The sequence below is a fragment of the Companilactobacillus nodensis DSM 19682 = JCM 14932 = NBRC 107160 genome (assembly GCF_000615905.1).
Lineage (GTDB): Bacteria > Bacillota > Bacilli > Lactobacillales > Lactobacillaceae > Companilactobacillus > Companilactobacillus nodensis.
Genome location: NZ_BAMN01000009.1, coordinates 18,933 through 42,646, shown reverse-complemented (window position 1 = coordinate 42,646; position 23,714 = coordinate 18,933). Strand labels below are relative to the sequence as shown.

General features: G+C 34.9%; 36 protein-coding genes and 1 pseudogene. 31 read left to right on the top strand and 6 right to left on the bottom strand.

Features of this window, described 5'->3' with window-relative positions:
- Window positions 1-107: 107 nt before the first annotated feature.
- The gene (locus JCM14932_RS17155) at window positions 108-2,786 is read left to right on the top strand and encodes an LTA synthase family protein (protein ID WP_235700564.1); all 2,679 of its coding nucleotides are present in this window, start codon (window positions 108-110) and stop codon (window positions 2,784-2,786) included.
- 33 nt (window positions 2,787-2,819) lie between these two features.
- Window positions 2,820-3,092, top strand: coding sequence for a hypothetical protein (locus tag JCM14932_RS17150; RefSeq protein WP_051528095.1), 273 nt, complete (start codon window positions 2,820-2,822; stop codon window positions 3,090-3,092).
- Window positions 3,093-3,275: 183 nt separating this feature from the next.
- Here the strand turns inward: JCM14932_RS17150 and JCM14932_RS07980 are convergent, their stop codons facing one another.
- Window positions 3,276-3,557, bottom strand: coding sequence for a hypothetical protein (locus JCM14932_RS07980; protein WP_025024415.1), 282 nt, complete (start codon window positions 3,555-3,557; stop codon window positions 3,276-3,278).
- Between the two features lie 120 nt (window positions 3,558-3,677).
- Between JCM14932_RS07980 and JCM14932_RS07975 the strand changes: the two genes are divergently transcribed.
- The 9 genes from JCM14932_RS07975 (at window position 3,678) to JCM14932_RS07935 (ending at window position 8,894) form a co-directional block, all read left to right on the top strand.
- A complete protein-coding gene (locus tag JCM14932_RS07975) occupies window positions 3,678-4,058 on the top strand; it encodes a hypothetical protein (RefSeq protein ID WP_025024414.1) in 381 nt (126 codons plus the stop codon).
- On the top strand, window positions 4,055-5,347 hold the full coding sequence (locus JCM14932_RS07970; protein ID WP_025024413.1) for a Y-family DNA polymerase: 1,293 nt from the start codon (window positions 4,055-4,057) through the stop codon (window positions 5,345-5,347). Before JCM14932_RS07975 ends, JCM14932_RS07970 begins: the two co-directional genes overlap by 4 nt.
- A 12-nt stretch (window positions 5,348-5,359) precedes the next feature.
- Window positions 5,360-5,719: a hypothetical protein gene (locus tag JCM14932_RS07965; RefSeq protein ID WP_025024412.1), complete on the top strand. Its 360-nt coding sequence runs from the start codon at window positions 5,360-5,362 to the stop codon at window positions 5,717-5,719.
- 179 nt (window positions 5,720-5,898) lie between these two features.
- Window positions 5,899-6,024 (top strand): hypothetical protein, encoded by a 126-nt coding sequence (locus JCM14932_RS17440; protein WP_263853651.1) that lies wholly within the window; start codon window positions 5,899-5,901, stop codon window positions 6,022-6,024.
- A gap of 126 nt (window positions 6,025-6,150) precedes the next feature.
- Window positions 6,151-6,675 (top strand): GNAT family N-acetyltransferase, encoded by a 525-nt coding sequence (locus tag JCM14932_RS07955; RefSeq protein WP_025024411.1) that lies wholly within the window; start codon window positions 6,151-6,153, stop codon window positions 6,673-6,675.
- A 107-nt stretch (window positions 6,676-6,782) separates the two neighbouring features.
- On the top strand, window positions 6,783-7,235 hold the full coding sequence (locus JCM14932_RS07950; protein ID WP_025024410.1) for a MarR family winged helix-turn-helix transcriptional regulator: 453 nt from the start codon (window positions 6,783-6,785) through the stop codon (window positions 7,233-7,235).
- 18 nt (window positions 7,236-7,253) lie between these two features.
- A complete protein-coding gene (locus tag JCM14932_RS07945; RefSeq protein WP_025024409.1) occupies window positions 7,254-7,973 on the top strand; it encodes a B3/B4 domain-containing protein in 720 nt (239 codons plus the stop codon).
- An 86-nt stretch (window positions 7,974-8,059) separates the two neighbouring features.
- On the top strand, window positions 8,060-8,725 hold the full coding sequence (locus JCM14932_RS07940) for a hypothetical protein (RefSeq protein ID WP_025024408.1): 666 nt from the start codon (window positions 8,060-8,062) through the stop codon (window positions 8,723-8,725).
- Window positions 8,700-8,894 (top strand): hypothetical protein, encoded by a 195-nt coding sequence (locus JCM14932_RS07935; protein ID WP_025024407.1) that lies wholly within the window; start codon window positions 8,700-8,702, stop codon window positions 8,892-8,894. Before JCM14932_RS07940 ends, JCM14932_RS07935 begins: the two co-directional genes overlap by 26 nt.
- Before the next feature lie 185 nt (window positions 8,895-9,079).
- Here the strand turns inward: JCM14932_RS07935 and JCM14932_RS07930 are convergent, their stop codons facing one another.
- The 4 genes from JCM14932_RS07930 to JCM14932_RS15960 all read right to left on the bottom strand — a co-directional run bounded on the left by JCM14932_RS07930 (window position 9,080) and on the right by JCM14932_RS15960 (window position 12,357).
- Window positions 9,080-10,255 (bottom strand): site-specific integrase, encoded by a 1,176-nt coding sequence (locus JCM14932_RS07930; RefSeq protein WP_025024406.1) that lies wholly within the window; start codon window positions 10,253-10,255, stop codon window positions 9,080-9,082.
- 112 nt (window positions 10,256-10,367) lie between these two features.
- Window positions 10,368-10,835 (bottom strand): DUF4429 domain-containing protein, encoded by a 468-nt coding sequence (locus JCM14932_RS07925; RefSeq protein WP_034542871.1) that lies wholly within the window; start codon window positions 10,833-10,835, stop codon window positions 10,368-10,370.
- A 54-nt stretch (window positions 10,836-10,889) separates the two neighbouring features.
- Window positions 10,890-11,996, bottom strand: a complete 1,107-nt coding sequence (locus tag JCM14932_RS07920) for an ImmA/IrrE family metallo-endopeptidase (RefSeq protein ID WP_025024404.1) — start codon at window positions 11,994-11,996, stop codon at window positions 10,890-10,892.
- Window positions 11,983-12,357, bottom strand: coding sequence for a helix-turn-helix domain-containing protein (locus JCM14932_RS15960; RefSeq protein ID WP_010019226.1), 375 nt, complete (start codon window positions 12,355-12,357; stop codon window positions 11,983-11,985). The genes JCM14932_RS07920 and JCM14932_RS15960 overlap by 14 nt, the downstream gene beginning before the upstream one ends.
- 160 nt (window positions 12,358-12,517) lie before the next feature.
- Here JCM14932_RS15960 and JCM14932_RS07910 point away from each other — a divergent pair, with 160 nt between their 5' ends.
- From JCM14932_RS07910 to JCM14932_RS16320, 4 genes and pseudogenes are all read left to right on the top strand, one after another.
- Window positions 12,518-12,769: a helix-turn-helix transcriptional regulator gene (locus JCM14932_RS07910; protein ID WP_162149791.1), complete on the top strand. Its 252-nt coding sequence runs from the start codon at window positions 12,518-12,520 to the stop codon at window positions 12,767-12,769.
- Window positions 12,769-13,563 carry an ORF6N domain-containing protein gene (locus tag JCM14932_RS07905; RefSeq protein WP_025024402.1) on the top strand — a complete coding sequence of 265 codons (795 nt, stop codon included), beginning with the start codon at window positions 12,769-12,771 and terminating at the stop codon, window positions 13,561-13,563. The genes JCM14932_RS07910 and JCM14932_RS07905 overlap by 1 nt, the downstream gene beginning before the upstream one ends.
- A gap of 36 nt (window positions 13,564-13,599) precedes the next feature.
- Entirely contained in the window at window positions 13,600-13,791 is a 192-nt protein-coding gene (locus JCM14932_RS07900) for a hypothetical protein (protein WP_025024401.1), read from the top strand.
- Window positions 13,760-13,906 (top strand): annotated as a pseudogene (locus JCM14932_RS16320) (phage antirepressor KilAC domain-containing protein); the annotation flags it as partial. The gene JCM14932_RS07900 and the pseudogene JCM14932_RS16320, both read left to right, overlap by 32 nt.
- A gap of 188 nt (window positions 13,907-14,094) precedes the next feature.
- Here the strand turns inward: JCM14932_RS16320 and JCM14932_RS07890 are convergent.
- Complete coding sequence (locus JCM14932_RS07890) at window positions 14,095-14,472, bottom strand: DUF2513 domain-containing protein (protein ID WP_025024400.1); 378 nt, start codon at window positions 14,470-14,472, stop codon at window positions 14,095-14,097.
- A gap of 61 nt (window positions 14,473-14,533) precedes the next feature.
- On the opposite strand from JCM14932_RS07890, the gene JCM14932_RS07885 reads away from it, so the two are divergent.
- The 16 genes from JCM14932_RS07885 (at window position 14,534) to JCM14932_RS07805 (ending at window position 23,674) form a co-directional block, all read left to right on the top strand.
- Window positions 14,534-14,737, top strand: a complete 204-nt coding sequence (locus JCM14932_RS07885) for a helix-turn-helix domain-containing protein (protein WP_025024399.1) — start codon at window positions 14,534-14,536, stop codon at window positions 14,735-14,737.
- 18 nt (window positions 14,738-14,755) lie between these two features.
- Complete coding sequence (locus JCM14932_RS07880) at window positions 14,756-15,538, top strand: phage antirepressor KilAC domain-containing protein (RefSeq protein ID WP_025024398.1); 783 nt, start codon at window positions 14,756-14,758, stop codon at window positions 15,536-15,538.
- 155 nt (window positions 15,539-15,693) lie between these two features.
- Window positions 15,694-15,912, top strand: a complete 219-nt coding sequence (locus JCM14932_RS07875; protein ID WP_025024397.1) for a hypothetical protein — start codon at window positions 15,694-15,696, stop codon at window positions 15,910-15,912.
- A 26-nt stretch (window positions 15,913-15,938) separates the two neighbouring features.
- The gene (locus JCM14932_RS16565) at window positions 15,939-16,091 is read left to right on the top strand and encodes a hypothetical protein (protein WP_155832098.1); all 153 of its coding nucleotides are present in this window, start codon (window positions 15,939-15,941) and stop codon (window positions 16,089-16,091) included.
- Between the two features lie 13 nt (window positions 16,092-16,104).
- A complete protein-coding gene (locus tag JCM14932_RS07865; RefSeq protein WP_025024396.1) occupies window positions 16,105-16,401 on the top strand; it encodes a helix-turn-helix transcriptional regulator in 297 nt (98 codons plus the stop codon).
- Between the two features lie 18 nt (window positions 16,402-16,419).
- Complete coding sequence (locus JCM14932_RS16560) at window positions 16,420-16,578, top strand: hypothetical protein (RefSeq protein ID WP_155832097.1); 159 nt, start codon at window positions 16,420-16,422, stop codon at window positions 16,576-16,578.
- Between the two features lie 2 nt (window positions 16,579-16,580).
- Window positions 16,581-16,808, top strand: coding sequence for a hypothetical protein (locus JCM14932_RS07855; protein ID WP_025024395.1), 228 nt, complete (start codon window positions 16,581-16,583; stop codon window positions 16,806-16,808).
- Between the two features lie 121 nt (window positions 16,809-16,929).
- A complete protein-coding gene (locus JCM14932_RS07845) occupies window positions 16,930-17,139 on the top strand; it encodes a hypothetical protein (RefSeq protein WP_025024394.1) in 210 nt (69 codons plus the stop codon).
- Window positions 17,140-17,142: 3 nt separating this feature from the next.
- Window positions 17,143-17,457: a hypothetical protein gene (locus tag JCM14932_RS07840; protein ID WP_025024393.1), complete on the top strand. Its 315-nt coding sequence runs from the start codon at window positions 17,143-17,145 to the stop codon at window positions 17,455-17,457.
- The gene (locus JCM14932_RS07835; RefSeq protein WP_025024392.1) at window positions 17,438-17,734 is read left to right on the top strand and encodes a hypothetical protein; all 297 of its coding nucleotides are present in this window, start codon (window positions 17,438-17,440) and stop codon (window positions 17,732-17,734) included. Before JCM14932_RS07840 ends, JCM14932_RS07835 begins: the two co-directional genes overlap by 20 nt.
- The gene (locus JCM14932_RS07830; RefSeq protein WP_025024391.1) at window positions 17,727-17,978 is read left to right on the top strand and encodes a hypothetical protein; all 252 of its coding nucleotides are present in this window, start codon (window positions 17,727-17,729) and stop codon (window positions 17,976-17,978) included. Before JCM14932_RS07835 ends, JCM14932_RS07830 begins: the two co-directional genes overlap by 8 nt.
- A 95-nt stretch (window positions 17,979-18,073) precedes the next feature.
- On the top strand, window positions 18,074-18,691 hold the full coding sequence (locus JCM14932_RS07825) for an MBL fold metallo-hydrolase (protein ID WP_025024390.1): 618 nt from the start codon (window positions 18,074-18,076) through the stop codon (window positions 18,689-18,691).
- Between the two features lie 12 nt (window positions 18,692-18,703).
- Window positions 18,704-19,492: a DUF1351 domain-containing protein gene (locus tag JCM14932_RS07820; RefSeq protein ID WP_025024389.1), complete on the top strand. Its 789-nt coding sequence runs from the start codon at window positions 18,704-18,706 to the stop codon at window positions 19,490-19,492.
- Window positions 19,493-19,518: 26 nt separating this feature from the next.
- Complete coding sequence (locus tag JCM14932_RS07815; RefSeq protein ID WP_025024388.1) at window positions 19,519-20,157, top strand: hypothetical protein; 639 nt, start codon at window positions 19,519-19,521, stop codon at window positions 20,155-20,157.
- Window positions 20,158-20,166: 9 nt separating this feature from the next.
- A complete protein-coding gene (locus JCM14932_RS07810) occupies window positions 20,167-21,855 on the top strand; it encodes a DNA polymerase domain-containing protein (protein WP_025024387.1) in 1,689 nt (562 codons plus the stop codon).
- A 1-nt stretch (window position 21,856) separates the two neighbouring features.
- Window positions 21,857-23,674, top strand: coding sequence for a DUF5906 domain-containing protein (locus JCM14932_RS07805; RefSeq protein WP_025024386.1), 1,818 nt, complete (start codon window positions 21,857-21,859; stop codon window positions 23,672-23,674).
- Window positions 23,675-23,714 lie beyond the last annotated feature (40 nt).

Sequence of the window (23,714 nt, the reverse complement as noted above, 5' to 3'; positions counted from 1 at the left end):
GTCTCTTTTTTTGTATCAGCGATTTTAATATTTTTTATATGATATAATTTCATGTGAATTTTTATTTTGGAAAAATTATATTTTGTTGAGAAGGTTTTATTTTGATTGTGAAAAAGTCTAAAAAGTTTAATCTTTTAATTGTTTTAGTTGCGGCAGTTTTAATGATGCTTAACAGAATTATGGCATCAAGTACAATGCCAGATTACAGTAGCAATGAATTACGCTACTTGGCATATCAGCTGTTGGTTTCAGTTTCTATTTTAGGATTTAATTTAGTACCGCTTTATTTAGGATATTATGAATCCTCATTTAGAAAAGGCAGGTTTACCAGTGGAATAGGTAGGTACATTCTGTACTATATTATTTCAATTTTGGCGTTTAATGTGTTCTTGGTCACACGTTCGGTGGGTCTGGTCTGGCGTAATTTCTGGGGAATATTGTTTCCAATTAGTTCTAATATTTTTGCGTATGGTGCCTCAATCGTCTTAATTATGTTGTTAGCACCGTATCTGTTTGAGTATTTGAATAAACAAAAAAATATTGTTGTTAGAAGGATATTAACAGTTACTACGATCCTATTTGTAGTTATGCCGACAATTTTTAGTAAAGATCTATGGTTCTTTGCATCTGGTAATAATCCGGTCTGGTTATTGTATTTGATGCTTTTAGGATACGTCATTAAACGATTTGACTGGATGTCCAAGATTCACTTTAAGTTTGCCCATTTGATCGTCAGTGCAGCTATCTACTTTGGCATGACATATTTAATGGAACAAATATCTTATATGATTCGTGAGAATGTTGAGACAATGACACGTTTCAATGTTCCTAATTCTGTTTTTGCCATGTATTTAACGTTGAGCATTTTTGTATTTGGAATTGCTATTTCAAAACGGATAAAAGCTTCAGCTAATGTTGTAGCAGCATTGTTTATCTCAACACAGGTGGTTATTAATTGGGAACCAAATATTACTTTGATCGAAAAGTATTTGACAGGTTTCACGATTACATCAACTAAGCAGTGGTTAGTTGAGTTAACTAAGAGTGGGATAATTATTTTTGTGGCATCGGTCGCAATGGCGGTCATTCTAGTTCTTATATCAATGATTCCATGGTTTAAGAAGCTTGCTAAGATATTGTCATTTAGCAGTTTTGATGAGTTTATGGCTAAGTTACGTGGCATTGGCAAGTGGGTCGCAGCACGTAAAAAAATCTTTTATTCAGCTTTGTTCTTCTATATTGTTACGATGATTCAGATGTTCTCTGTTTCACCAGTTAAGATCAAAGTTGGAGTTTCTACTTGGCAGCCAGCGATACTGTTTATTCCGTTCAATCGTCAGGCAGCAATTATTTTAAATACCGTTATTGTTATGGCGTTCTTACTATTGATTTATGTCATAACCAAGCGTTTTTGGTATTCATTCGCAATAACCTTGATTATTGAATTAGCATTGGGAATTGCTAATTATTTGAAGATACCGTTGCGTAACGAACCAGTTTTGCCATCTGACTTGCAGATGCTAGGTGGTATGAAAGATATCTTGGGGATGGTCGATCCGATCATCTTGATAATTGGTTTTGCTTTGATATTTGTTTTAATAGTTATTGCTGTTTTCTTGCAACATAGATTCAAACAGCAATCTACTTTGAGGATGAGATGGCAGGGAAGAGTTGCTTCAACAGTGCTATTAGCAGTTTTCTTGTCCGGAGCATTCTTCGTTAATCATGAGGGTTCAGTTCCGTTTACTGTTTTTAATATGTCTAATATTAATCGTTATTTTTATAACCAAGAGTTAGGTGCACAGATCAATGGACCAATCGTGCAATTTATCAATAACGTCGATACAAAAGTTATGAATAAGCCGGAAGGATACAGTAAGGCTGAGGTTGATCGTGTTATGAAGAAGTATGATAACGATGCTGATAAGATTAACCAAACTCGTAGTTCATGGGCTAAGGATCAAACATTTATTTTTAACTTAAGTGAGAGTTTTAGTGATCCTGCACGTGTACCTAATCAAACGATTTCGTCAGATCCAATGCCAAATATTCGAAACATTAAAAAAAATACGACATCAGGTTTGATGATGTCGACTGGTTATGGTGGCGGGACTGCCAACATTGAATGGGAATCATTGACTGGGTTGGACTTAAGTAGTTTGTCTCCAACGCTACCAACTCCGTACACTCAGCTAGTTGATAACCAGAATATTGCACCGAATATCACCAATTTATTTGATGAAAAAGTTGCAGTTCATCCTTATGTGGCATCACTCTATAATCGTAAGAATGTCTTCAAAAAGTTTGGATTCCAGAAGTTCTATTATGTCGGAAGCAAAGATAAGCTGAAGTATACCGACAAAATTGACGACAATCCTTATATTAGTGACGAATCAGCCTACAAGGATACGTTGGATGTCATTGATAAATCGACAAATAAAACACAATTTATTCAATTATCAACGATGCAAAATCACATGCCGTTTAATGATTATTATCAGAAGCATGATTATACAATTGATGGGACTGCCGCACCCGAAGTTTACAAACCACGAGTAGAGTATTACTCACAAGGTTTGAATTATACTGATAAAGCAACGAAGACTTTCCTTGCTAAATTAGATAAAATCAATAAACCAATAACTTTGGTCTGGTACGGAGATCATTTGGCGGCATTGTTTGATAATGATTCAATGGATGAGTATGGTATTCAATTACATCAGACAGATTACTTTATTTATAACAATAAGTACATTCGTGATCGTACTAAGCAGAGTGCAGTATAAGTTATCTCGCCATATGAGTTCGCGGCTCTAGCAATGAAGCAGGCAGGAATCAAGGTCAGTCCATACTACGCTATGATGACCAAGGTTACTGAAGAATTACCAGCTGCAACGACTAATACCGCTGATAATGGATCAAATGCCTTCAATGGTTCACAAGTCTTTATTACTGATAATAGCAAGAAGATCAAGGCTGATAAATTAACAGCTAAGCAAAAAGAAATATTGCATGATTACAAGATCATTCAGTATGACATTACCGCTGGTAATCAGTATTCAGCCAAGTGGGCGACACAGAAGGTTAAGTAGAGCGTGTCAAAAGACGGGAATATCTGAGCATTAGCATAAGATAATAATTGATGTGAATTGTGCATCCTTTATTATCTGTAGCTAAGCGGAGGATGTTGTCTTTTGTAAACGCGTTTAAGTAGAGCGTGTCAAAAAACATATAGAAAACGGGTACCTCAGTTTAATCTGAGATACCCGTTTTTTTTAGTCTCTGCTGATACTAAGAACAGCAGTCGATTTGTACGTCTTGTTGCTATCTTTGCCAATCGTGAACCAATCGGCAGCACCAATCAATCCTTCAATTTTTATTATTTCATCTTCATCAGTAACTTTGCCATCCTCAAAATTACCTTCAAAGATATTTTCCAAATAATAATTATCCCCGTCGTCACTAAAACGTGATGAGGAAGACTTCCATGCTGCAATATAAGTATCATCAGTAATTGTGATAGAGTCACCATTGATCAAGTTAATATCTAGTTTCATAGTGCTTGCCCCTTTTCCACTGTCTTTAAGGCAAGTATAACAAATATCCAGAGTGGCAGAAAAACATCTTGAAAAATAGAACATATGTTCGTATAATAAAAATAAAGGACGGTGATTCATATGGAGCGGATCGTTCCTCGTGAGAAGTGGTTGTATAACGACCGCGGTATGATGAAGTGGATGGGGTGGCTGTTATCCGATCACAGTGCATTTTTGGATAGTGTTCGTACATCAGAACAACCTCGTCAAGTTGAGGATGAAATGGACGATATGGCTATTAATGAGAGCCTTCAATCATCATTGGATTACTCTAAGTCAATTGTTATTCAATTAGATATTTTGAAGGATAACAATTATGTACCCGAAATTCACGGTATAGTTGCGGGATTCGAAAATGACCAAGTTTATTTGTATTTAGATGATGGTAGCGTCAAGTCGGTTTTTGTCGAAGATATTCGCTATGTGAAATTGGAACAAAACATTAAGTGGTGGAATGAATGATTACACCGTTTGATGATCCAAGCCGGTTGCCAGTTCGAGATATCATGTGTATTGATTGCAAATCATTCTTTGCCAGTACTGAAGCAATCAGGCGTGGTGAATATCCTTTAGCGTCTAAGATTGCGGTGTTATCTCGTGAAGAGTCCGATGGCGGCTTGATTTTGGCAGCTTCCCCTGATACGAAGAAGGATTATGGCGTTAAGCTGGGAACACGGAAGTATGAGATACGTCCGGAGATGGATATTGAGCTGGTTTCGCCACATATGCACGATTATATTGAACTCAATTACCGAATCAATAAGATAGTTCGTCAGTTTACGGATGATGCGCATTGCTTTATTTATAGTATTGATGAAGCCTTTTGTGATGTAACTAAGAGTCACAGTTTGTTCGGTAGTAATGAGGAAATCGCCGCAAAGATTCAGAATAAGATTTTTAATGAAACGGGGATTGTTACAACTATCGGTATTGGTCCCAATCCATTAATGGCAAAATTAGCATTAGATAATGATGCAAAAAAAGAAGCACCGTGGCGAGCGTATTGGAGTTATGAAGATGTTCCAAATACTGTTTGGAAGATAAATAATTTAACTGATTTTTGGTCAATTGGAACTAAGACAGCTGAGAAGTTGGAACGAATTGGGATTCATTCGATTTATGATCTAGCACATGCGGATAGAAAGAAGCTTAAACAAAAATTTGGAGTATTAGGTGATGCACTGTACTTTCACAGCTGGGGAATAGATTATTCTGACTTAGCAAAAAGATATGTTCCCAGAGCTGAAAACAAAGGTTACGGTAATGGCCAGGTTTTGATGCGTGATTACGCTAATAGGGATGATATAGAGACAGTCCTATTTGAAATATCTGATCAAGTAGCAACAAGGCTCAGAGAACACAAAGTCTTGGGTGAAGTTGTTGGTATTCAAGTTGGTTTTTCAGAATCAAATGAGAAGGGGCAGCGAGGATGGAGTGCCCAAACCAAAATTGATTCAACCAATTCAACAGACGATTTTATTAGAGCTGTTAAATATTTATTTGAGAAAAGGTGGCAGGGTGAACCACTGCGTAATTTGAGTGTCAGAGTCAATCGTATCAGCAAGATGAATAACTTTCAGATGTCTTTATTTGAGGACGAGAAACGACATGAAGCTAATTTAAAGCTTGAACATACAATTGATCAAATCAGAAGTAAATATGGATACAAGTCAATTGTACGTGGATACAGTAAAACAAAGGCTGGAACAGCGATCAGTCGTTCTTCATTGGTTGGAGGACATCGAGCATAAGGTAGTGATATTTTGTTAAAAGAATCTAAAAAGCTAATTGAAAACTTTGATAAATATTTTTTGCGTAAGTACCATTGGCGCTATCATTTACTGATCGTTGATAATCATTTGTTCCATTGTTATGGATTCTTTTTGCAAGCTCAGAAGTCCGGTGAGAGGCTGATTCACAGCTATGACCTGTTAGAAATGTCACATAATAAGGAAGTCTATCAGCAGGTACTAGCGGATCTTAGATCACATACTGAACTGAGTATTGAATTCAGAGACACTCATCATCTGGTGCATCCAGGTAAGGATGTTGTTCGAGATTTAATGCATGGACACAGTCGAAATACAAAATATAAACAGAATGAAAATAATCATTTAGATTAAATCATTTTATAATGAGGTTACATTTGTTTTCAAAACGTTGTAGTGCTTGCTTAGACGTGCCTAAAATAAAATATATTAATATTTTTGTAACCGTTTTACGGAAAATGACTTAAATTATTTGACAAATTTATGAAAACGGTTAATATTAAGTACTAATAACTATTAAGGAGGTAAGCAAGATGAAATATCAAGTAACTTTAAATACCGATACTCAATTGTTTACCGTTTATGAAAAAAACAATACAAATGTTTTTGCTAACGGTAAGACAATCGAAGAAGCTGTTGGCAAACTTCAAGAAGCCTAATTGAAAGTCTGTTAAACACAAATTTACTCGAAGCTATCAGTGAATGCTGATGGCTTCTTTTTTTTCTAGACGATTTCATAACTTTTCTGCTAAGATTTAGTTATTAATTAAATGGTAGGCGTAGTTATGGAAGATATGAAGATACATCGATGCACAATTGAAGACTTGAAGTCTTTGCAAGAGATTAGTCGCCAGACATTTGCTGAAACGTTTGGACCATATAATACTGATGAACATATTAAGGAATACTTGGAAAGATCATATAATGACGAAGTATTAGGAAGTGAACTACGAGAATCGAACTCAGAATTCTATTTTTTGATGTTTGATGGCAAGCCTGTGGCTTACTTAAAACTTAATTTTGGTATGAATACATTGGGGTATGATGCTGAAGAAGGGAATATGGAACTTCAGAGAATCTATGTCTTGAAGGAATATTATCGTCATGGATTCGGGAAAATATTGTTCGATAAAGCAGTTCAAGAAGCACGTGATAAAAAAAGAACCAGCATCTGTCTTGGAGTGTGGGAGCACAATGACCGTGCGTTAAGCTTCTATACTAGTATGGGATTCAAAAAGGTTAGCTCGCATATTTTTCATATGGGTGATAAACCTCAAACTGATTACGTTTTGAATATGGAGTTAAATTAGAGTGTGAAAAGAGATTCACACTTTTATTTTTATAATCATGTTGCATTTGCAACAAAAATAAATTAGAATAAGTATATTCATTTTGTAAATAGATGGAGGGTGAATCGTTGGGTGATATCTTGAGACCAATTGGTATAATCGCTAGATCGTTAGATTCTATTAGCAATATTGAGTTTAAAGAGGTTGATCTGACTCGAGGACAGTATTTGTATTTAGTGAGGATATGCGAGAATCCGGGAATTATCTTGGAGCAATTGGCTAACTTAATTAAGGTAGACAAGACCACAGCAGCTCGTGCGGTTCAGAAGCTAGAAAGAAATGGCATGATCGAACGACGAAGCGATGTGACTAATAAAAAAATAAGGCTGATTTTTCCAACCAATAAGGGAAAGAATGTATATCCCTTTATTATTAGGGAGAACGAATACTCTAATTCAATTGCTCTAAAAGGATTGTCAGAGTCAGAACAGAAACAGCTAGGTGAGTTATTACAAAAGGTAGAATCGAATATTGCTGGAGATTGGGAATACGTGAAAGCTGGACATAAAAGAAACTATTAAATTTTTGGAGGATTTATTTTGGAGAAACAAGTAATTATAGACAAAGAATTTTGGGATTTATTTCCAGATGGACAAATCAATATTTTAACTTTGAACAAAATTGACAATACGGTAGATGAGAAAGATGATCCTTATTTCGCAGGATTGCTAAAGGATGCTTCAAAAGAATCACATGAATTTTTGCAAAATGATACATTCAGGTTGAATCCGGTAGTTGACGAATGGCGTGAAGCATTACGTAAATTTAAGACTAAAAAAGGTGCACGTTCATCAATCGAAGCATTGTTAAAACGTGTTGACCAAGGAAAAGAATTCTCACCGATCAATCCATTAGTTGATATTTATAATAGTATTTCTTTGGAGTTTGCTGTACCTTGTGGTGGAGAAGACTTGGAGAAAATGGACGGAGATTTACATTTAGGTATGGCCAAAGGTGGAGAGTCCTTCAAACCACTTGGTGCTGACGAGGATTCACCAGCTCTAGAGGGTGAAATAATTTATTATGATAATACTGGTGCCATTTGCCGTTGTTTGAACTGGCGGGAGGCACAAAGAACTATGTTGACTGAAGATACTAAGAACGCCGTAATGGTTATTGAATCAATCAATGCAACTCAAGCAAAACGTGCTGACGAAGCTATTAAGAAGTTAAAAGAATTAACTGATGGCTACTTTAAGATTGATGGTAAGATTCAAAAATTAAGCGCTGAGAGTCCAAGCGCCACAGTTGAATATTAAGAATAGCGATTCATCTATTGAGATGGATCGTTATTTTTTTGCGTAATTTGTTATAAGAGTGATTATTTGAGGAGATAGTAAATTACGTGGAATTTGAAATGATGTCTAGGTCTAGAGTATTCAAGCTGGATAAATTAATAATTAGAGCGCACAAGACTGTGAATACAAATTACAATATTTGGGTGCAAAAAAATAATCAACGTTCCAGGAATATCCTTAAAATGTTAAATATCACTTTGCGGAGTATTGATAAATATGAAATACCTATAATAGTAATTGTTAGAGACTTTGAAATGCCAACGGATAGTTTTTCAGCATACGATCGGATATCTGACATTATTTTTATCAATGATAATTTAGATTCATATGGAAAAGTAGAAAAGATGTTAAATGATGATTACTTTGCAGCTAGGAATTTTAAAGGAATATTGATTCATGAGTTGGTACACAAGAGACATTGGGACGCTGCTAAAAATCTATACAATAATAGTTTGGGCAAGTATAATAACGTTGAAGAAGCTAAGATGGTGATTGATGCATCTTTGGTAAATTATGTAAAAAATCAGAATTGTATTGACCCCTCATTTTTGTTGAATGTAAGTTTAGACGCCTATAATGGAATTTTATTTAGTAATTCTATTAATGAGCTAGTCGCTGAAGTTGAGGTTGATGAAGCAAAAATTTTAGATAAGAATCTTATAAAACTTATTAAGGAGATACTATCTTATGGATATAATGGCAAAAGCACCTGAAGAAATTCAAATATTTACAAATAGGATATTGCCTTGGATCGATACTACTGAATTTCCCCATGATGATCTTTTTCAGGTCATTACTTTCAAAAACAACACTCCCAAGGAAATAAGAACGTTATTCAATGAACTTGCACCTAAATTAAAAAACATTGAACTAAGAAAATAGCTATCAAGTAATTTGATAGCTATTTCTTTACAAAAAAATCCCTCAAACCATTATGATTTGAGGGAAAAGTTATTTTATAAGCGAACTACGAGGAAGATACCCTCAATGGTCAAAATGCCTTAATAGCAATAGGTACAAGGGCTACAGCCTGTTAAAATATGCTCGTGACACACTCGTGACACACTTTAAAAATTCACAAACTTTGCGAGGTTGTTAACAGTATTCATTTGTGTTTTATTAGATATGTGCCAATAAACTTTCATGATTTGGGATGTATCAGAGTGTCCAAGTTGAAGTTGAACAGCTTTGATACTTGAACCAGATTCAAGCATGAGGGAACATGCTGTATGTCTGATTCCGTGAATGTTAATACGTTTTAACTTTTCGTCATGATTTTTATTGTATGTATTTATTATGACCTGTAACCATTTATTGATTTTAGTTAAGCTCAATAGTTCGTTGTGTGTGTTAGGGAACAATAATTGATCGTTTGAGCTATCAATATTATAACCAAGGACAAACATTTCTTTTCTCAATTCTTTAAGCCACTTTTTTAAAACTAAACAAGTTTGACTATCAAGACCGATAGTTCTAACAGACGTTTTAGTTTTAGGTGTAGAAATAATAGGTTTATTATCTATTCCACGACTTACAGTTTTATTGATGGTCAATGTCTTGTTATCAAAATCAATATCGTTGATCTGCAATGCTAAGAGTTCACCTTTTCTCATTCCGGAAAAAAATAAAAGTCTGAACATTGCTATGGCTTTTTGATTATGGTCGAAATAAGTTTTATATAGTTGGTCAAAGAACATAGCTGTTTCTTCCTTAGTCCAAAAATTAGCTGGTTTATTAACCACTTGCTGTTTTTTCTTTGGCATTACAATTAAGCTCATAGGGTTATCATAGATAATCTTTAATCTAATGGCTTCTTTAAATACAAGATTCGCATAGTATTTAACCATTTTGAATGATGATAGTTCATTAGACCACTTATTAACCACTTCCTGGCACATAGGAGTGGTTATTTTTTTTATCTTGAAACTTCCCAGTGAAGGCAAGATGTGGTGTTTAAAAAGCCCCTCAACACGATTTAGCGTGCTCTCTTTGACTGTATTTTTATAGGACTCAAGAAAATATTCATATACTCTTTTATAAGTAAGATCAGAGTCGTTAGAATATCCATGGTTATCAATTTCAGATAATTTTGCATTTAGAAATTTTTGACATTCCGCTTTAGTTTTAAAGCCGCGTTTTGTGGTTCTTTTTACTTTATTTGTTAATGGATCAATGCTACTAGGATAAATACATCTCCACATTGATTTGCCATTTTTTAATGTATATTTTGTTATTGTTGCCATATTATTACTCCTCATTTCAAGCGTGGGAGCGCAAATTATGAGAGTAAACAGGCATCACCTCCTTAAATTTTTGAAAAATAAATAAGCCTACTTGAGACTTAGTTTATTTTTTTTAGTTACTTAACAATTTTTCTTTTTGTTGATCAAATTCTTCTTGGCTTAAAACATCAGAATCTAGTAGCTGCTTTAATTTTAAGAGTTCATCTGCTACTGATTCCGAAGAATTAGATTTTTTATTATTATTTTCAAACATGATTTTCTCAATATTTTCTTTTAAAGAGGTCATTTCATTATAGTATTTCTTAGAAAACATAACAGTATTTTCATCCTGCGTAGCATTCAAAACACCTTGATTAGATTCATTACCACCTAATACACCGAATTGAATGTAGCCATTAGTCATACCAGGCTTCTTTAATTGAATGGATGTTATTGATTTGATTGGAATAGTCTTAGAACCTTTAATCCCTTGGGTCATAAAGTTTAAAGTTCCTTTTCTAGTAATAACAACTTTCTCATTGTCATAATTAATAATTGTTTTACCTGGATGCTTAACAAAAATTTCATTAGATGTGTCCATAATTTCCCCCATAAATATATATTTAATCAGTATAAGTATATCAGAAAGGATGTACTAAATAGCCTTTAGTTTTGAATCTGATTCCGAATTAAACTCCTCAGTATAATCTGACAAAACATCTTGTAAGTAAAAGGTAGACATACAACCACATTGAGTACAGTATCTAGCATTACTTGGAAGAAGCATATTGCATCCATTTGGAGACTCTAAACACGCATATTTAATATCGTCGATATCATCAAATTCTGAAGTTACAGAGCAACCAGAACATTTATTAATCAAATAAGTTCCACATATTGGACATATTGGACCATTCGTAATTTCTTCATTGCCACACACGGGACAAATAATTGCTTTTCCACCTTTATCGAGTCTGCAAGGTTTTTTATAATTCATTAAGTTATTCCTCCAACTTTTGCTCAAAAATAAGTAATTAATATATTGGGGATTTTGTTTAGTCCCACATATTGGACAAATGACAGTATCTTTAAGAAGTAAATAATTGCATGTTTTACACGTAGTCGTTTTTGCTAATCCGAAATTTAAAAGATCAAACTGATTTGTTAATTTTGTTTTGACTCCATGTAAGCCATATTGCTTACGTCTATTTAAATCGTCAATGATATGACCACTTACTGAAAAACTGACATTGAATATTGACTCGATATCAAACTGATCAATTCTAGAATTATTATACGAAAGAAAGCCATCTATTACTGGGATTGGGGCCAAAAATCGTTTTGCAAAGTAATTTGCTTCTCGCTCATAGATTCGATATTTTCCTTCTGGAAGCAAATATCTAGAAACGATTGTTTCGTTAGATTCTTCATTATGTCTGAGAATATAGTGTCCTAATTCATGGGCTAGTGTAAATCGAATTCTTTCTTTGGAATCAATTTTTGCATTATAGAAAATAATATAATCATTGTCATCAGCGTTATACCATAATGCTCCATCATCGCTTTGTAATAATTTAGCAACTTCTTGCTCAGAACATTGCAAGCTTTTTGCATATTGGTCATATCTTTGTAAATGCAAATTGGGAAATACTCTAATAACTTTTTTAACTGAAATAGGTAAATTGCTTATTCCTAAAGTTTCCAAGAGATCATATGCAGATTTTTGGGCAAGAGCATAGTTTGCATCTCTATAAGTCGTCATCACTGTCATCCTCATCGAAATTATTATTGTCTAATTTATCAAATGTAATTTTCATCATCTTAATTAATTTTTCTTGATCGGATTTAGATAATTGACGAGCTCCACGTTGAATTGCACGTAATTCGGGGGTAGAGTCTTGAGGTTCATTACTAGATGTTAGTATTTGGCTTTTTAAGATATTCCAGTGTTCGGCCAACTTTTCAATCGAGCCAGCTCTAGGCATCTTATTTCCATTTTCCCAATTGCTAACAGCACTTTGAGCAACTCCGATAGATTCAGCAAGTTCAGATGTTGTTTCATTATGCAATTCACGATACTTTTTGATATTTTTTCCAATAATATTTTTTAAGTCTTCAGTCATGATTTTTATTTTTTTCTTTCTACTTAATATTTATAAATTTAGTATATCACTTAAAGTCATATAATCAACACAAAAAGCCACCCTTATATCCTAAAAGAGAATTAAATGTTGCATTATCTCTTTTAGGGATATATACTAATCTATGTTGAAAGGAGGTGACATGATGCCACTTGAACAAATGATGACTTTAAAAGCTTTACGAGTAAGAAAAGGATTAACACAGAATGATGTTGCAAATATCATGGGAGTCAATCGAATGACAATAATTAAATGGGAAAAAGATGCTGGTAATATGCCTATTAAATATATGTCTCGATTCTCTGAATTATATAAATATCCGATGAATGCTATTTTTTTTGGAAATGTTATCTCTTTTAGAGATAAATTGAACGTAGAAGAAGGAAGAAAGTAATGAATAATTTAAAAGTAATTGGTAAAGAGAAAATTGGATCAATTGAATTTATAGGAATTGAAGGCGGCTTCGGTAAAGATAAGAAAGCAATGTTGGTTAAAGATATTGCGGTAATTCACGGACAGACGGTGGGAAACATTAATTTACTGATTAATCGCAATATTAAAAGATTCAAAAAAGGCATAGATATTATAGATTTAAAGGCTGGTAATTTCGCTATTGTTTTGAACAAGAGCGGATTTAGTCAAAATCAGATCAATGCTACGAAGAATATTTATCTATTGTCTGAACGTGGTTATAGCAAATTACTAAAAATTCTTGATGATGATAAAGCTTGGGAAGTATATGACCAATTGGTTGATAACTACTTTAATATGCGAGTTGCGATCAAGGAAAATAATCCAGCTATTGTAAAAGACAAGCGCTTGGAAATTATGGAGAAGAATGCAGCTACTAGAAAAGCAAATTTGATGTACCGAATTGCTATGGCGACTGAATCTAATTCTTCGAAACAATCATTACTAGCTAATGCAGCCAAAGAGTTAACTGGAGAAATGACTATTCCGGTCATGAGGAAGAAGGAATATTCGGCAACAGAAGTTGGTAACAAAGCAGGAATTACATCAAATAAGGTTGGACGAATTGCTAATAAGTTTGGAATTAAAGCAGAACAACCTGGTCAAAATAAATATGGCCGTTGGTCAAATAGTAAGTCTCAGCATTCTGATAAAGAAGTTCCACAATGGTTGTACTTTGACGAAGGTTTGAAATTTATCAAAGAACATGTGCAATAACTTGATGAAAAAATAACAGTAAAGGAGGTAGAAAATATGAATATTAGAAAAGCGGTTAAAGGATATCAGAGCAAACAAAAAGGTATCACACGTATGAAGTGGATGCCCTATGCAGCAACGATAATTCCAACTAATACTTCATCATGTTTCATTTTGGTTCCATTTGATGAAGACGATCGGATTGGTCGAAGATGGAACCCAACGATCAATGAACTTAAAGATATTTGAAATAAAAGAACGTACCTACAGCAACCCGGATGGTTCTGTAAGAGTGACTAAAACTCCTAAAGTTACTGGAAAAGGTCAAACATATTTTGTTAATAAATTTTTAAAGGAGATATAGCCTTGGAAAATCATGAGTACGTTTACTTTTATAAGGATGGTAATGACAGAATACCTATTCTTACTGGTGGAACAAGTAGGTTTAGTATGATTTTTTTCATTGATGAGGCAGAAAAAAAATCCTTGTCGAAGCTGTTACCTTCGAACAAGAATCTTTATGTAATGGTTGATGGACATATATTTAAAATACTATAGTCCAAGTTTTTGTTTAGCAATTGCGGTTGCCAAAGCAGTTATTACAGAGAATGAGGCAGTGACACCTTTATCGATGAGTTTTTGTTTGGTTTCTTTCCAAATAAATGGATTTCTTATGGAATTCAAATATTGATTACCATCCCAGGTTAAATTACCTATAAGGATGACATATGGACCCTCACCACTATAGGTCACTTTACCTGTGATGAATCCAGCTTCCTCCATTTTGTCAATTGTAAATGCTAGTTCATTTAAGGAAACATGATTTTCATCAGCAAAATTACGGATTTCCTTATTAGTTGGTCCCTGTAAATGTTCACTTTCTGCACATTCAATTAAAGTTTTTCTAACAAAATCGTAGTCTAGTTCCATTATTATCACCTCGAATATATATGAATTAATCAAATTATAACAATAGAAAGGAGCTGATTACATGCCAGAACAACAATTAGCAAAGGTAGCATATGACACTGAACGTTCAATTAAGATCGCATTGCTTAATCGAGATATGACGCAAAAAGAGTTAGCTGAATTGATTCATGCCAATCCACAACAATTGAATAGAGCCATTAAAGGCGACATGACACCTAAGTCACGTGAGTTACGTGAGCAAGTAGCACGAGTTTTAAATCTATAAAAAAAGAAGGTAAAAGTAATGAATAATTTACAAGAATTTACAAATGGTGATATCAAATTGCCAGTTCGTACTAATCAAAACGGAGACATTGAATTTGATGCAGAAAAGGCAGCTATTGGATTAGGAATTACATCAAGTTCGAAAGGCTATATCAATGTTAGATGGAATCGAGTTAATGAATATTTAAATTCTGCCAAAAGTGGCAGAAAGGTTTCAAAAGGCGATTTTATCACTGAGCCACAATTTTATAAGTTGGCAATTAAAGCCAACAACCCAACAGCTGAGAAGTTTCAAGATTGGGTTACATCAGAGGTTCTACCAACAATACGAAAACATGGTGCTTACTTAACTGATTCAGCAATTGAACAAACGTTAACGGATCCAGATTACCTAATTAAATTAGCCACACAGCTTAAAACGGAACGCGAAGGAAGATTGATTGCTGAACAACAAGTCAATGAGTTACAACCAAAAGCCACATACTACGATCAAGTTTTACAAAATCCATCATTAGTAACAATCACAGTCATCGCTAAAGACTATGGAATGAGTGGAAGAAAGCTGAATAAACTACTTCACGAACTTGGTGTTCAATACAAGCAAGGCAATACGTGGTTGCTGTATGCCAAGTATCAAACTAACGGCTGGACACATTCCAAGACAACCATGATCAAACGCACTGACGGCACTGAGAAAGCTGTATTAAATACTAAGTGGACTCAAAAAGGGCGCTTGGGACTCTATGAATTACTGAAACAAGAAAACATTTATCCAAAAATTGAGCAATTGGTGGAGGTCTGATTACAGACTAGATAAGAGCACACAGAAAATTAGTACCGTTCATGTACGCCAAAATGGCGTAGACAGCTTTTAATACTAATAATTATCTGGACCGACAAATTGACAGTCCAGACTCTGAAATTATGAAAGTCATCAATGAATTAGGAGGTCTAACCATGGATCCTGAATTTAAAAGTGAACTCAAAAAGTTGATTCAGCAATCTATTGAAGAATCCAAGCCAAGACTTTGGATGAACAAGAAACAAACAGTTGCATATCTTCCTATGGTTAATAATACATTTGATGCAAAGTTTAGAGAATTGCCATCACATGAGGTCGAAGGCATGACTATGTATAACAAAGATGAAATTGACGAATTCATAAAGAAACATTAATAAAAAATAGCCGTGGGGGCGTACATATGAAAGTCGATTTTGGAACGTTTTACTTTGGAATCGTGACAGCAGTATTAATCACATATCTTGTTACTAAATTTGGTATCAACGGATTGTTTGATATGAATGTCAAGCCATTCAAATGGTTCGAAAGATTAGTAACTACATTATTCGAATAAGGAGGAATTCATAATGATGGATTTCGGAATCAGTTTTGCAGAAGATACACCGAAAAATAAGATTGAAGACTTGCTCAAAGAAAGACATATCAGTAAAGCTAAATTAGCTAAAGATTTGAATGTAACAGTTGATCAGATTGATATGGAAATTAGCAAACGCCAACTTGGCAAAGATGGACTACTTGCTAATAAACTTGCGGATTACTTTGGAGTTACTAAATCAGTTCTGTACAAAACAAGCACTGTTATCAATAAAGAAAATCGCGTCTTTAAATTTGGTAAACCTGAAAAGATTAGTTTTCACAAATGAATAAAAGGAGAACGACCAATGAAACTAAATAAAAAAGCCAACTCACTTGAAGATGAGTTGACGATTCAAAATGCAATGATCAAAGGACCAATCATATCCGGGGCGTTTGAAGTAACGCTTGGAACTAATAAGAGTCTGGTCCATAGATTCTTGAGATTTATATCAGGGAGGAGATAAGCATGAGAGACATTCTTCAACTAGTTGCGTTAGATACAAGCAACAAATCAGACAAACAAATTAACAAATTCATCTCGAATCTACCACCAGTAATAGATGTTGTAGCGTCAGGCAAGTTCCTGATATTTAAATGTTCATCAATGCTCAATGAATCAGGAGCGTGGGCAAGGTTTTCTGAAAATAGAGCCGAAAAATTAAAGAAGTCAAACTTTGAAAGTGTATCGAAGTGACACAATCATGCCAGATAATTTTGATGATTGGAAGTTGAATGAACCTGAAACACCTGAATCAACAGATGCACCACATGTTGGAGCAGAAGATTGTGATATTGAAGAAGGGTGGTGAAAAGATATGAAGTTTAAAGTACCAGTACCAGGCAAGTTTGTATTCAACCCAATGTACGGCAATAGTTACTATGCTTTGAATAAGAAGCATGGAGAATTATGCAGTGTGGGTATTGATGCGTCAGAAAGAATTACCAGACAATACGATTTTGAATTTGACGAAGAAACTGCTAAGGAATTTGAAATCGATAAATTGCCACGAGAGGAGGTGATATGAATAATGCCAAACAAACGTATTAGAAAGAAGCACAAGAATCAAGCTGTTGAACGAAATATCAACGCCATAACTTTTGGCAGTTTGAAACCAAAGGAAATTAGAAACATTCGGAGGAAGACGCAATATCATGTTCGATCGGTACTGAATGGTGTTGCTGAGGCTGTTAGCGGAATAGCAAAATATCTCAATAGCTACCACCCTAACAAGATTGAATTCAGAGATGGCCATCATTATTCAAAGTCAATCAAAGACCAATTGAATGAAGACTTTCGAAAATCCATGAAAGGAGGTGATATGAATGGCCAGAAGCGACTATGACTGGATTGACGAAGTGATGCTTGAAGATTACAGCGAAGACTACGATGAGCTTTGTGAAGAAATTGGGGAAGTTACATATCGAATTGAATCAGTTAAGAAAGCGATGTTTGAAGCATCAAAGAACGACAGGAGTTGGAATGCCGAACTTTCAGATTATAACTACCTGAGATTGAGACTTGGAGAATTGAATTCAAGACGAAAAGGCGTCCGAAAGTCAGTTATAAATGATATTGCAAATTACTTTGAAGAAAAGGCAGAGGAAGAAGCCGATGAATGATGAACTAGTAAGCATTGAATCAACACTAACTGATTACTCAAAAGTTAACAAAGAGATTGGATCAGTTGACTATCAAATGCATCAAATTAGCGACGATATCTGGGACTTGGAACAGGGATATCAAGATTGTTCCGAAGAAAAATCAGCTTATATCTATCTCAAGTCAAAGCGTTCTGAACTTGAAGATATGAAATCAAAATACGAGCAAGCAATCTATGCGAGATTTGAAGATTATTATGCATAAAAAAAAGAACTGAGCGTTGACAGCACTCAATTCTTGGCAAGGTATTATACACAAATACTTAACTCAATTATATCACACGAAAGGGTTAAGTATAAATGGAACAAAAATTTGAATACGAGATTTATGGAAGTTCATCAAAAGGTAATTCAGTAAGAATAAACGATGTTCTTTGCGACATTGGATTGCCATTTAGCAAGTTGCATGATGCATTATACAAAGTTAACTACATTCTGTTGACTCACGTTCATAGTGATCACGTTAATCCAAGCACCTATAAGCGGATCAGAAAGGTGTTCCCGAACATCAAGTTTGTTGGTAATTGGGAAGTATCTCAACGATTCCACTGTGACATTATTGCTAATGCTGGTTATCCGATTGATATAGGAGGATACACATTCCTGCCATTCGAAGCACCACACAATGTGCTGGTGTATGGATATATCTGGAAGTGGTTTGGCCAACAGATCATATACGTTACAGATACATATTCGCTGGAAAACGTCCCTGACATCAAATTTGATTGGTTGTTCGTTGAATCGAATCATGACGAAAAGAAAATTGAACAAATTGAGAACAAGAGCTTCGGATATGATGCGTATGCAGGTGCCAAGCGACACTTATCAACGCAACAAGCAAAAGCATTCTATTTCATGCACAGAAGGACACCCGAATCACCTTGGATCGAACTTCATAAGTCTGCCAGATTCTATTAATCGGAGGATATTATGAATGAATTAGTCATTAATGAGAATTTACTAAAAATCATTCCAGGGAAAATCGAATTCCCTGAATATGAAAAATTAAAAAAGAATGCTGACGATTTAGCTGAGGGATTGAAGTCAGTTAAAGTCACGCCTGAAACGTTGAAGACAAGTAAGAAGTTACTTGCACAGGTCAACAAACAGATCGATAAGGTTGAGCGATTCCGAAAAGATGCAAAGAAAGAGATCAACAAACCTTATGACGAGCTGAAAGTTAAGACCGATTCAATTCTGAAATCAATCACTAATGCTACTCAAATCATTAAAAAGCAAGAACGTGAGTTGGAAGAAGCTCAACGTCAGCATAAGAAAGATGATATCAATGCACTATATCTTCAAAGACTTAACTTGTATCCTAACTTTCCATTCAAATTTAATGACTTTCTATCAGCGCAATCGAATGTACTGAATAAGTCAGTATCAATGAACAAGACTGAAGAATTAATGGCAGCATGGTTTGATACCAAGCAAAAGGATATTGACGTGATCAAGAAAATGGATGACGCTGAAGAAATTCTAGCTCAGTACATCATGTTTCCTGATTCAGTCACTGAAGCAATCTCAACAGTTCAGAAGAAGAAAGAATATCTTCAAAAGGCCGCTGAAGCCACTAAGAAGACTGAAACACCAGACTATAACAATGATATTACTAAGGCTAAAAAGCCTGTCACATTTGTAATTTATGACACTGGGGAAGCCTCTAAGGTTCGTAGCTATATGAATGCAAACAAGATCGAATACAAAGAAATTTAAATTAACTAAAAAGGAAGTAATACAAAATGTCAGAACAAATTTTAAAAGATCTACCAATGGTTCAAGTCGAATACAAGGATAACAACACGACAGCAACATTAACATTCTTGGATGCTTATGCAGGAGAAATTCGTGAAATCAATCTTCATCAAGGTGCCTACGACAATGACTCACATCAATATAATCCGAGTGATGAACAAGCAGCCAAAGTTGAGAAGATTGCTCAAGATGAATTCGGAGTTAGCTTTGATAAGTTAGATACCAAAATCAATGCAAAGCATGATGTCTATGTATATGACAAGTTCTGCTCACTATATCATATCGATCAAGTTGCCAAGTTTGATAAAGACGATGAAGGTACTATCTTCGACACTAAGATTGAGAACATTACTGACAACGGCAAGATGATTTTGATTCGCTATAACTATGAAAACGAACTTCATCAAACTAAATACAACTATTCCAAGTACTTTGAAGATTTAAACAAGTACATTCCTAATCCAAACCTCAAAACTAAGAAACTTGAAAAGTTTGAAGATACACTTGGCAAGCCATTCAGCAAAGCTGATGAATTGATTGGCCAACCTATTCAAGTTGAAATTAAAATGGCCTTCGGAAAATTCCCTTATGGAGAAATTAAGAAAATTAAGAAAGCTAAAAAGTAGGAGGACAAAATGACTGAAGAACTACTATTCTACGATTTAGAAGTTTTTAAATGTGACAACTTCGCCGTCTTCCTCGATGAGAACAAAAATGTGGTACAGATATTTCACAACGACTATGACGGATGCAGGGAACTGATTCGTGATAAGAAGTTAGTTGGATACAATAACCATTACTATGATGATCGAGTTATACCAAAGATGATGGATGGTGAATCAGTCGCTCAGATTAAAGATTTGAATGACGAGATCATCGCAGGTAACGAGAACGCAGGTAAGTTAGGTAAGTTGAAAAGTACTTATGACTGTTTTCAGCAAATTGACGTTTCAAGACCTGGTTTAAAGAAGATTGAGGGTAATCAAGGGAAGATGATTTTTGAATCAGACGTTCCCTTTGATATTGATAGACCGTTGACTGAAGAAGAGATTCAGGAAGTCATCAAGTATTGTACCTATGATGTCAAAACTACAGTTGACGTGTTCAAGATGCGACATGATAACTATTTCAAAGCCAAGAAACACCTTGTTTCAATGATCGATAACCCGTCAAGCTCAATTGAAGATTGGAACACTACAACTATCAGTGCCAATGTTTTGATGAACAGACCACTGCCAAAGTGGTCAGACGTCAGACTGGGAAAATATGATGCCAATAGAGATTATGAATTACTTAAGATAGTTCCCGAAGAAATTCGAGAATTATGGCAAGGTCAAAAAGGCACTCAGACGTTAGATCAGTTCGATTGTGAGATTCAATTCGGCTTCGGTGGATTGCATGGTGCTCATAAGTATAAGAAGAAGTTTACAGATGTTAGACAGTGGGATGTTACTTCCATGTATCCACATATCATTTTGATTCTTGGAGTTCTTGGACCACATGCAGAGAAATATAAGCAGATTCTTGAGGACAGAATCGGATTAAAGAAGACTAATCCTGAACTAGCCGCAGCTTATAAGATTATTTTGAATTCGGTGTACGGTAACTTGAAGAACAAATACTCAATTCTTTACAACCCTGAAGCCGCACGAAGTGTTTGTTTCTATGGTCAAATTGCACTTTACAAATTATGCGAAATGCTTGCACCTTATGCGACATTGGTAAACATCAATACCGATGGTATTGGCTTCATTCCTAAAGTTGATGAAGAGAAGTTACAAGTGATCAAGTCCGAGTGGGAGAAGATGTTTAATCTATCGCTTGAAGATGACTACTTCGATGAATTCATTCAGAAAGATGTTAATAATTATATTGGTAAAAAAGGCGATCACTTGAAAGTTAAGGGTGGGGATGTTGCAAGATTCTATAAAGACCAACCTTTCAAGAATAATTCAATTCGTATTGTAGACATCGCAATCGTAAACAAGCTTGTTTATGGAAAAGATGTAGTTACTACATTAGAAGAGAACTTGAATGATCCACACTTATTCCAGTACATTCTACAGGCTGGACGCACTTATAAAGGTACGTTCGATCAGAATGGCAACAAATATCAAAACATCAACAGAGTATTCGCAACAAAAGATTCAGGGATTAAATTGTACAAACGCCGTCAAGATGATGGACTTGTTAAGTTCCCTGATTCGCCTGAAAATATGATGCTTTGGAATGATGAAACTGATAAGTTCACTGATTTTAAAAACAAAGTTGATTTAAATTTCTATTACAAACTTACAACTAAAAACCTAGAAAGGTGGGAATAGCTTGTATGTTGAATACTTACCAAACCAGAAGCACGCCGCGAAGGGCGCAGATATGGCTGAAGACTTAGAGTCTTTTGCCGATGCAGGTTATATCCTGACTGAGAATGACTTGGTGGTCGATATTGATGCATTAAGTATTGATCAGATCAAAGAGATGATTCAGATATTTAATATCAAGACTCAAACAGTTTGGACAAACAGAGGTGTTCACTTCTACTTTAAGAAACCTCAAGTGTTTAAAGGTGCGAGATCATTAACTCAACTAGGATTTGAGGTTGAGTATAAGCACAGTGGTAATACTCAATCGATTACAGTCAAGCAACGTGGAAAAGCACGTGAAATTGAGAATGCAGGTGTTCGCGAAGAGTTACCAGATTTCTTAAAGCCTGATCGAAAATCATCGAACTTGCTAGGGCTTGAAGAAGGCGAAGGTAGGAATCCCGCACTATTCAAACAAAGAATGCATCTTGGTAATACCAAGCATTGGAAGCAAATTATCAACTTCATTAACAACACAATATTTGCGACACCACTACCCGCTGAAGAGATGTCTGAGATCCTACGTGATTCGGTAGATGTTAAAGCTGAAAAAGATGGAGAATCAAAGATCGCAGACGTAGTAATGGAAGAAAGAAAAGTCGTTAAGTATGCGCATCAACTTTATTTCAAAGAGGGGCATGAGTATTTGTCTGATGACGAGAAGTTGAGAGCGATTATATATGAGTATTGTCCTGGCCAAAAGACAAGATATGTTGATGAAGTTTTAAAACAAATGGATTACCGAGCAAAGTCAGTTGATGAATCGCAGGTATTTGATATCAGATTGAACAACGGTATCTTGCGTGAAGGTAAATTCATTCCAATTGAATACGACGATTTTACACCTTACTCAATTAACCTTGAGTATGATCCTGATGCAACACCAGTTAAATTGGTTGATGACTATCTTGATATGTTATCCGACCACGATACGGGATATCAAAACCATATCTTGGAAGTTCTTGGTCATACGCTAATCGTTAATAAGGAAGTTAAGAGATTGCTTGCTAAATTCTTCTTCTTTGTTGGGGATGGTGGTAATGGTAAGGGAACCTTGCTTGCCATTATCAGAAAGATTCTTGATGTTAAGAACTGTGGATCATTATCAATCGATAACATGGTGGATGAAAGATACTTAAATTCGCTTCAAGGAAAGTTAACCAATCTTGGAGATGATGTTGAAGACGAAGCAATTGACAATAAGAAGATGAAGATTCTCAAGAATATCTCAAGTTGTGATTTTATATCACTGAGAAAATTGTATGCCGATTCTGTATCTACTGAATTGACACCAACACTGATATTCACGTCGAACCATATTCTTAAATCATTTGAAAAGGGTGTTTCATATCAAAGACGTGTTGAGTGGTTGCCTATGTATAATAAGCCAAAGCATAAATCAGGGACATTTATCACAGATGTGACTAATGATCAAGCGTTGAAATATTGGTTGAAGCTGATTGTCGATGGATACCAAAGACTTTACAAGACTAAGAAGTTCACTGATTCAAGCAAGATTGATGATTTCAACAAACAATATCATGAAGATAACAACACAGCACTTGCTTATGCTCAGGATTTGAACAAGGAAGACGATGTTCTTGGCAAGAGATCACCAGAGATATACGAACAATATGAAGTTTGGTGTGAGGAAAACGGATATAACGTTCAAGGTCCTAAATTATTCAAGGATACTATATGCACCAATTTTCACGTTGAGCTTAAAGTTAAGAAAAGGAACAAAAAGTCACAACGAATATTCGTTGAATTTGACGAGTAGGTTACACAGGTTACAGATGGTTACAATTAATTTTTCAAAA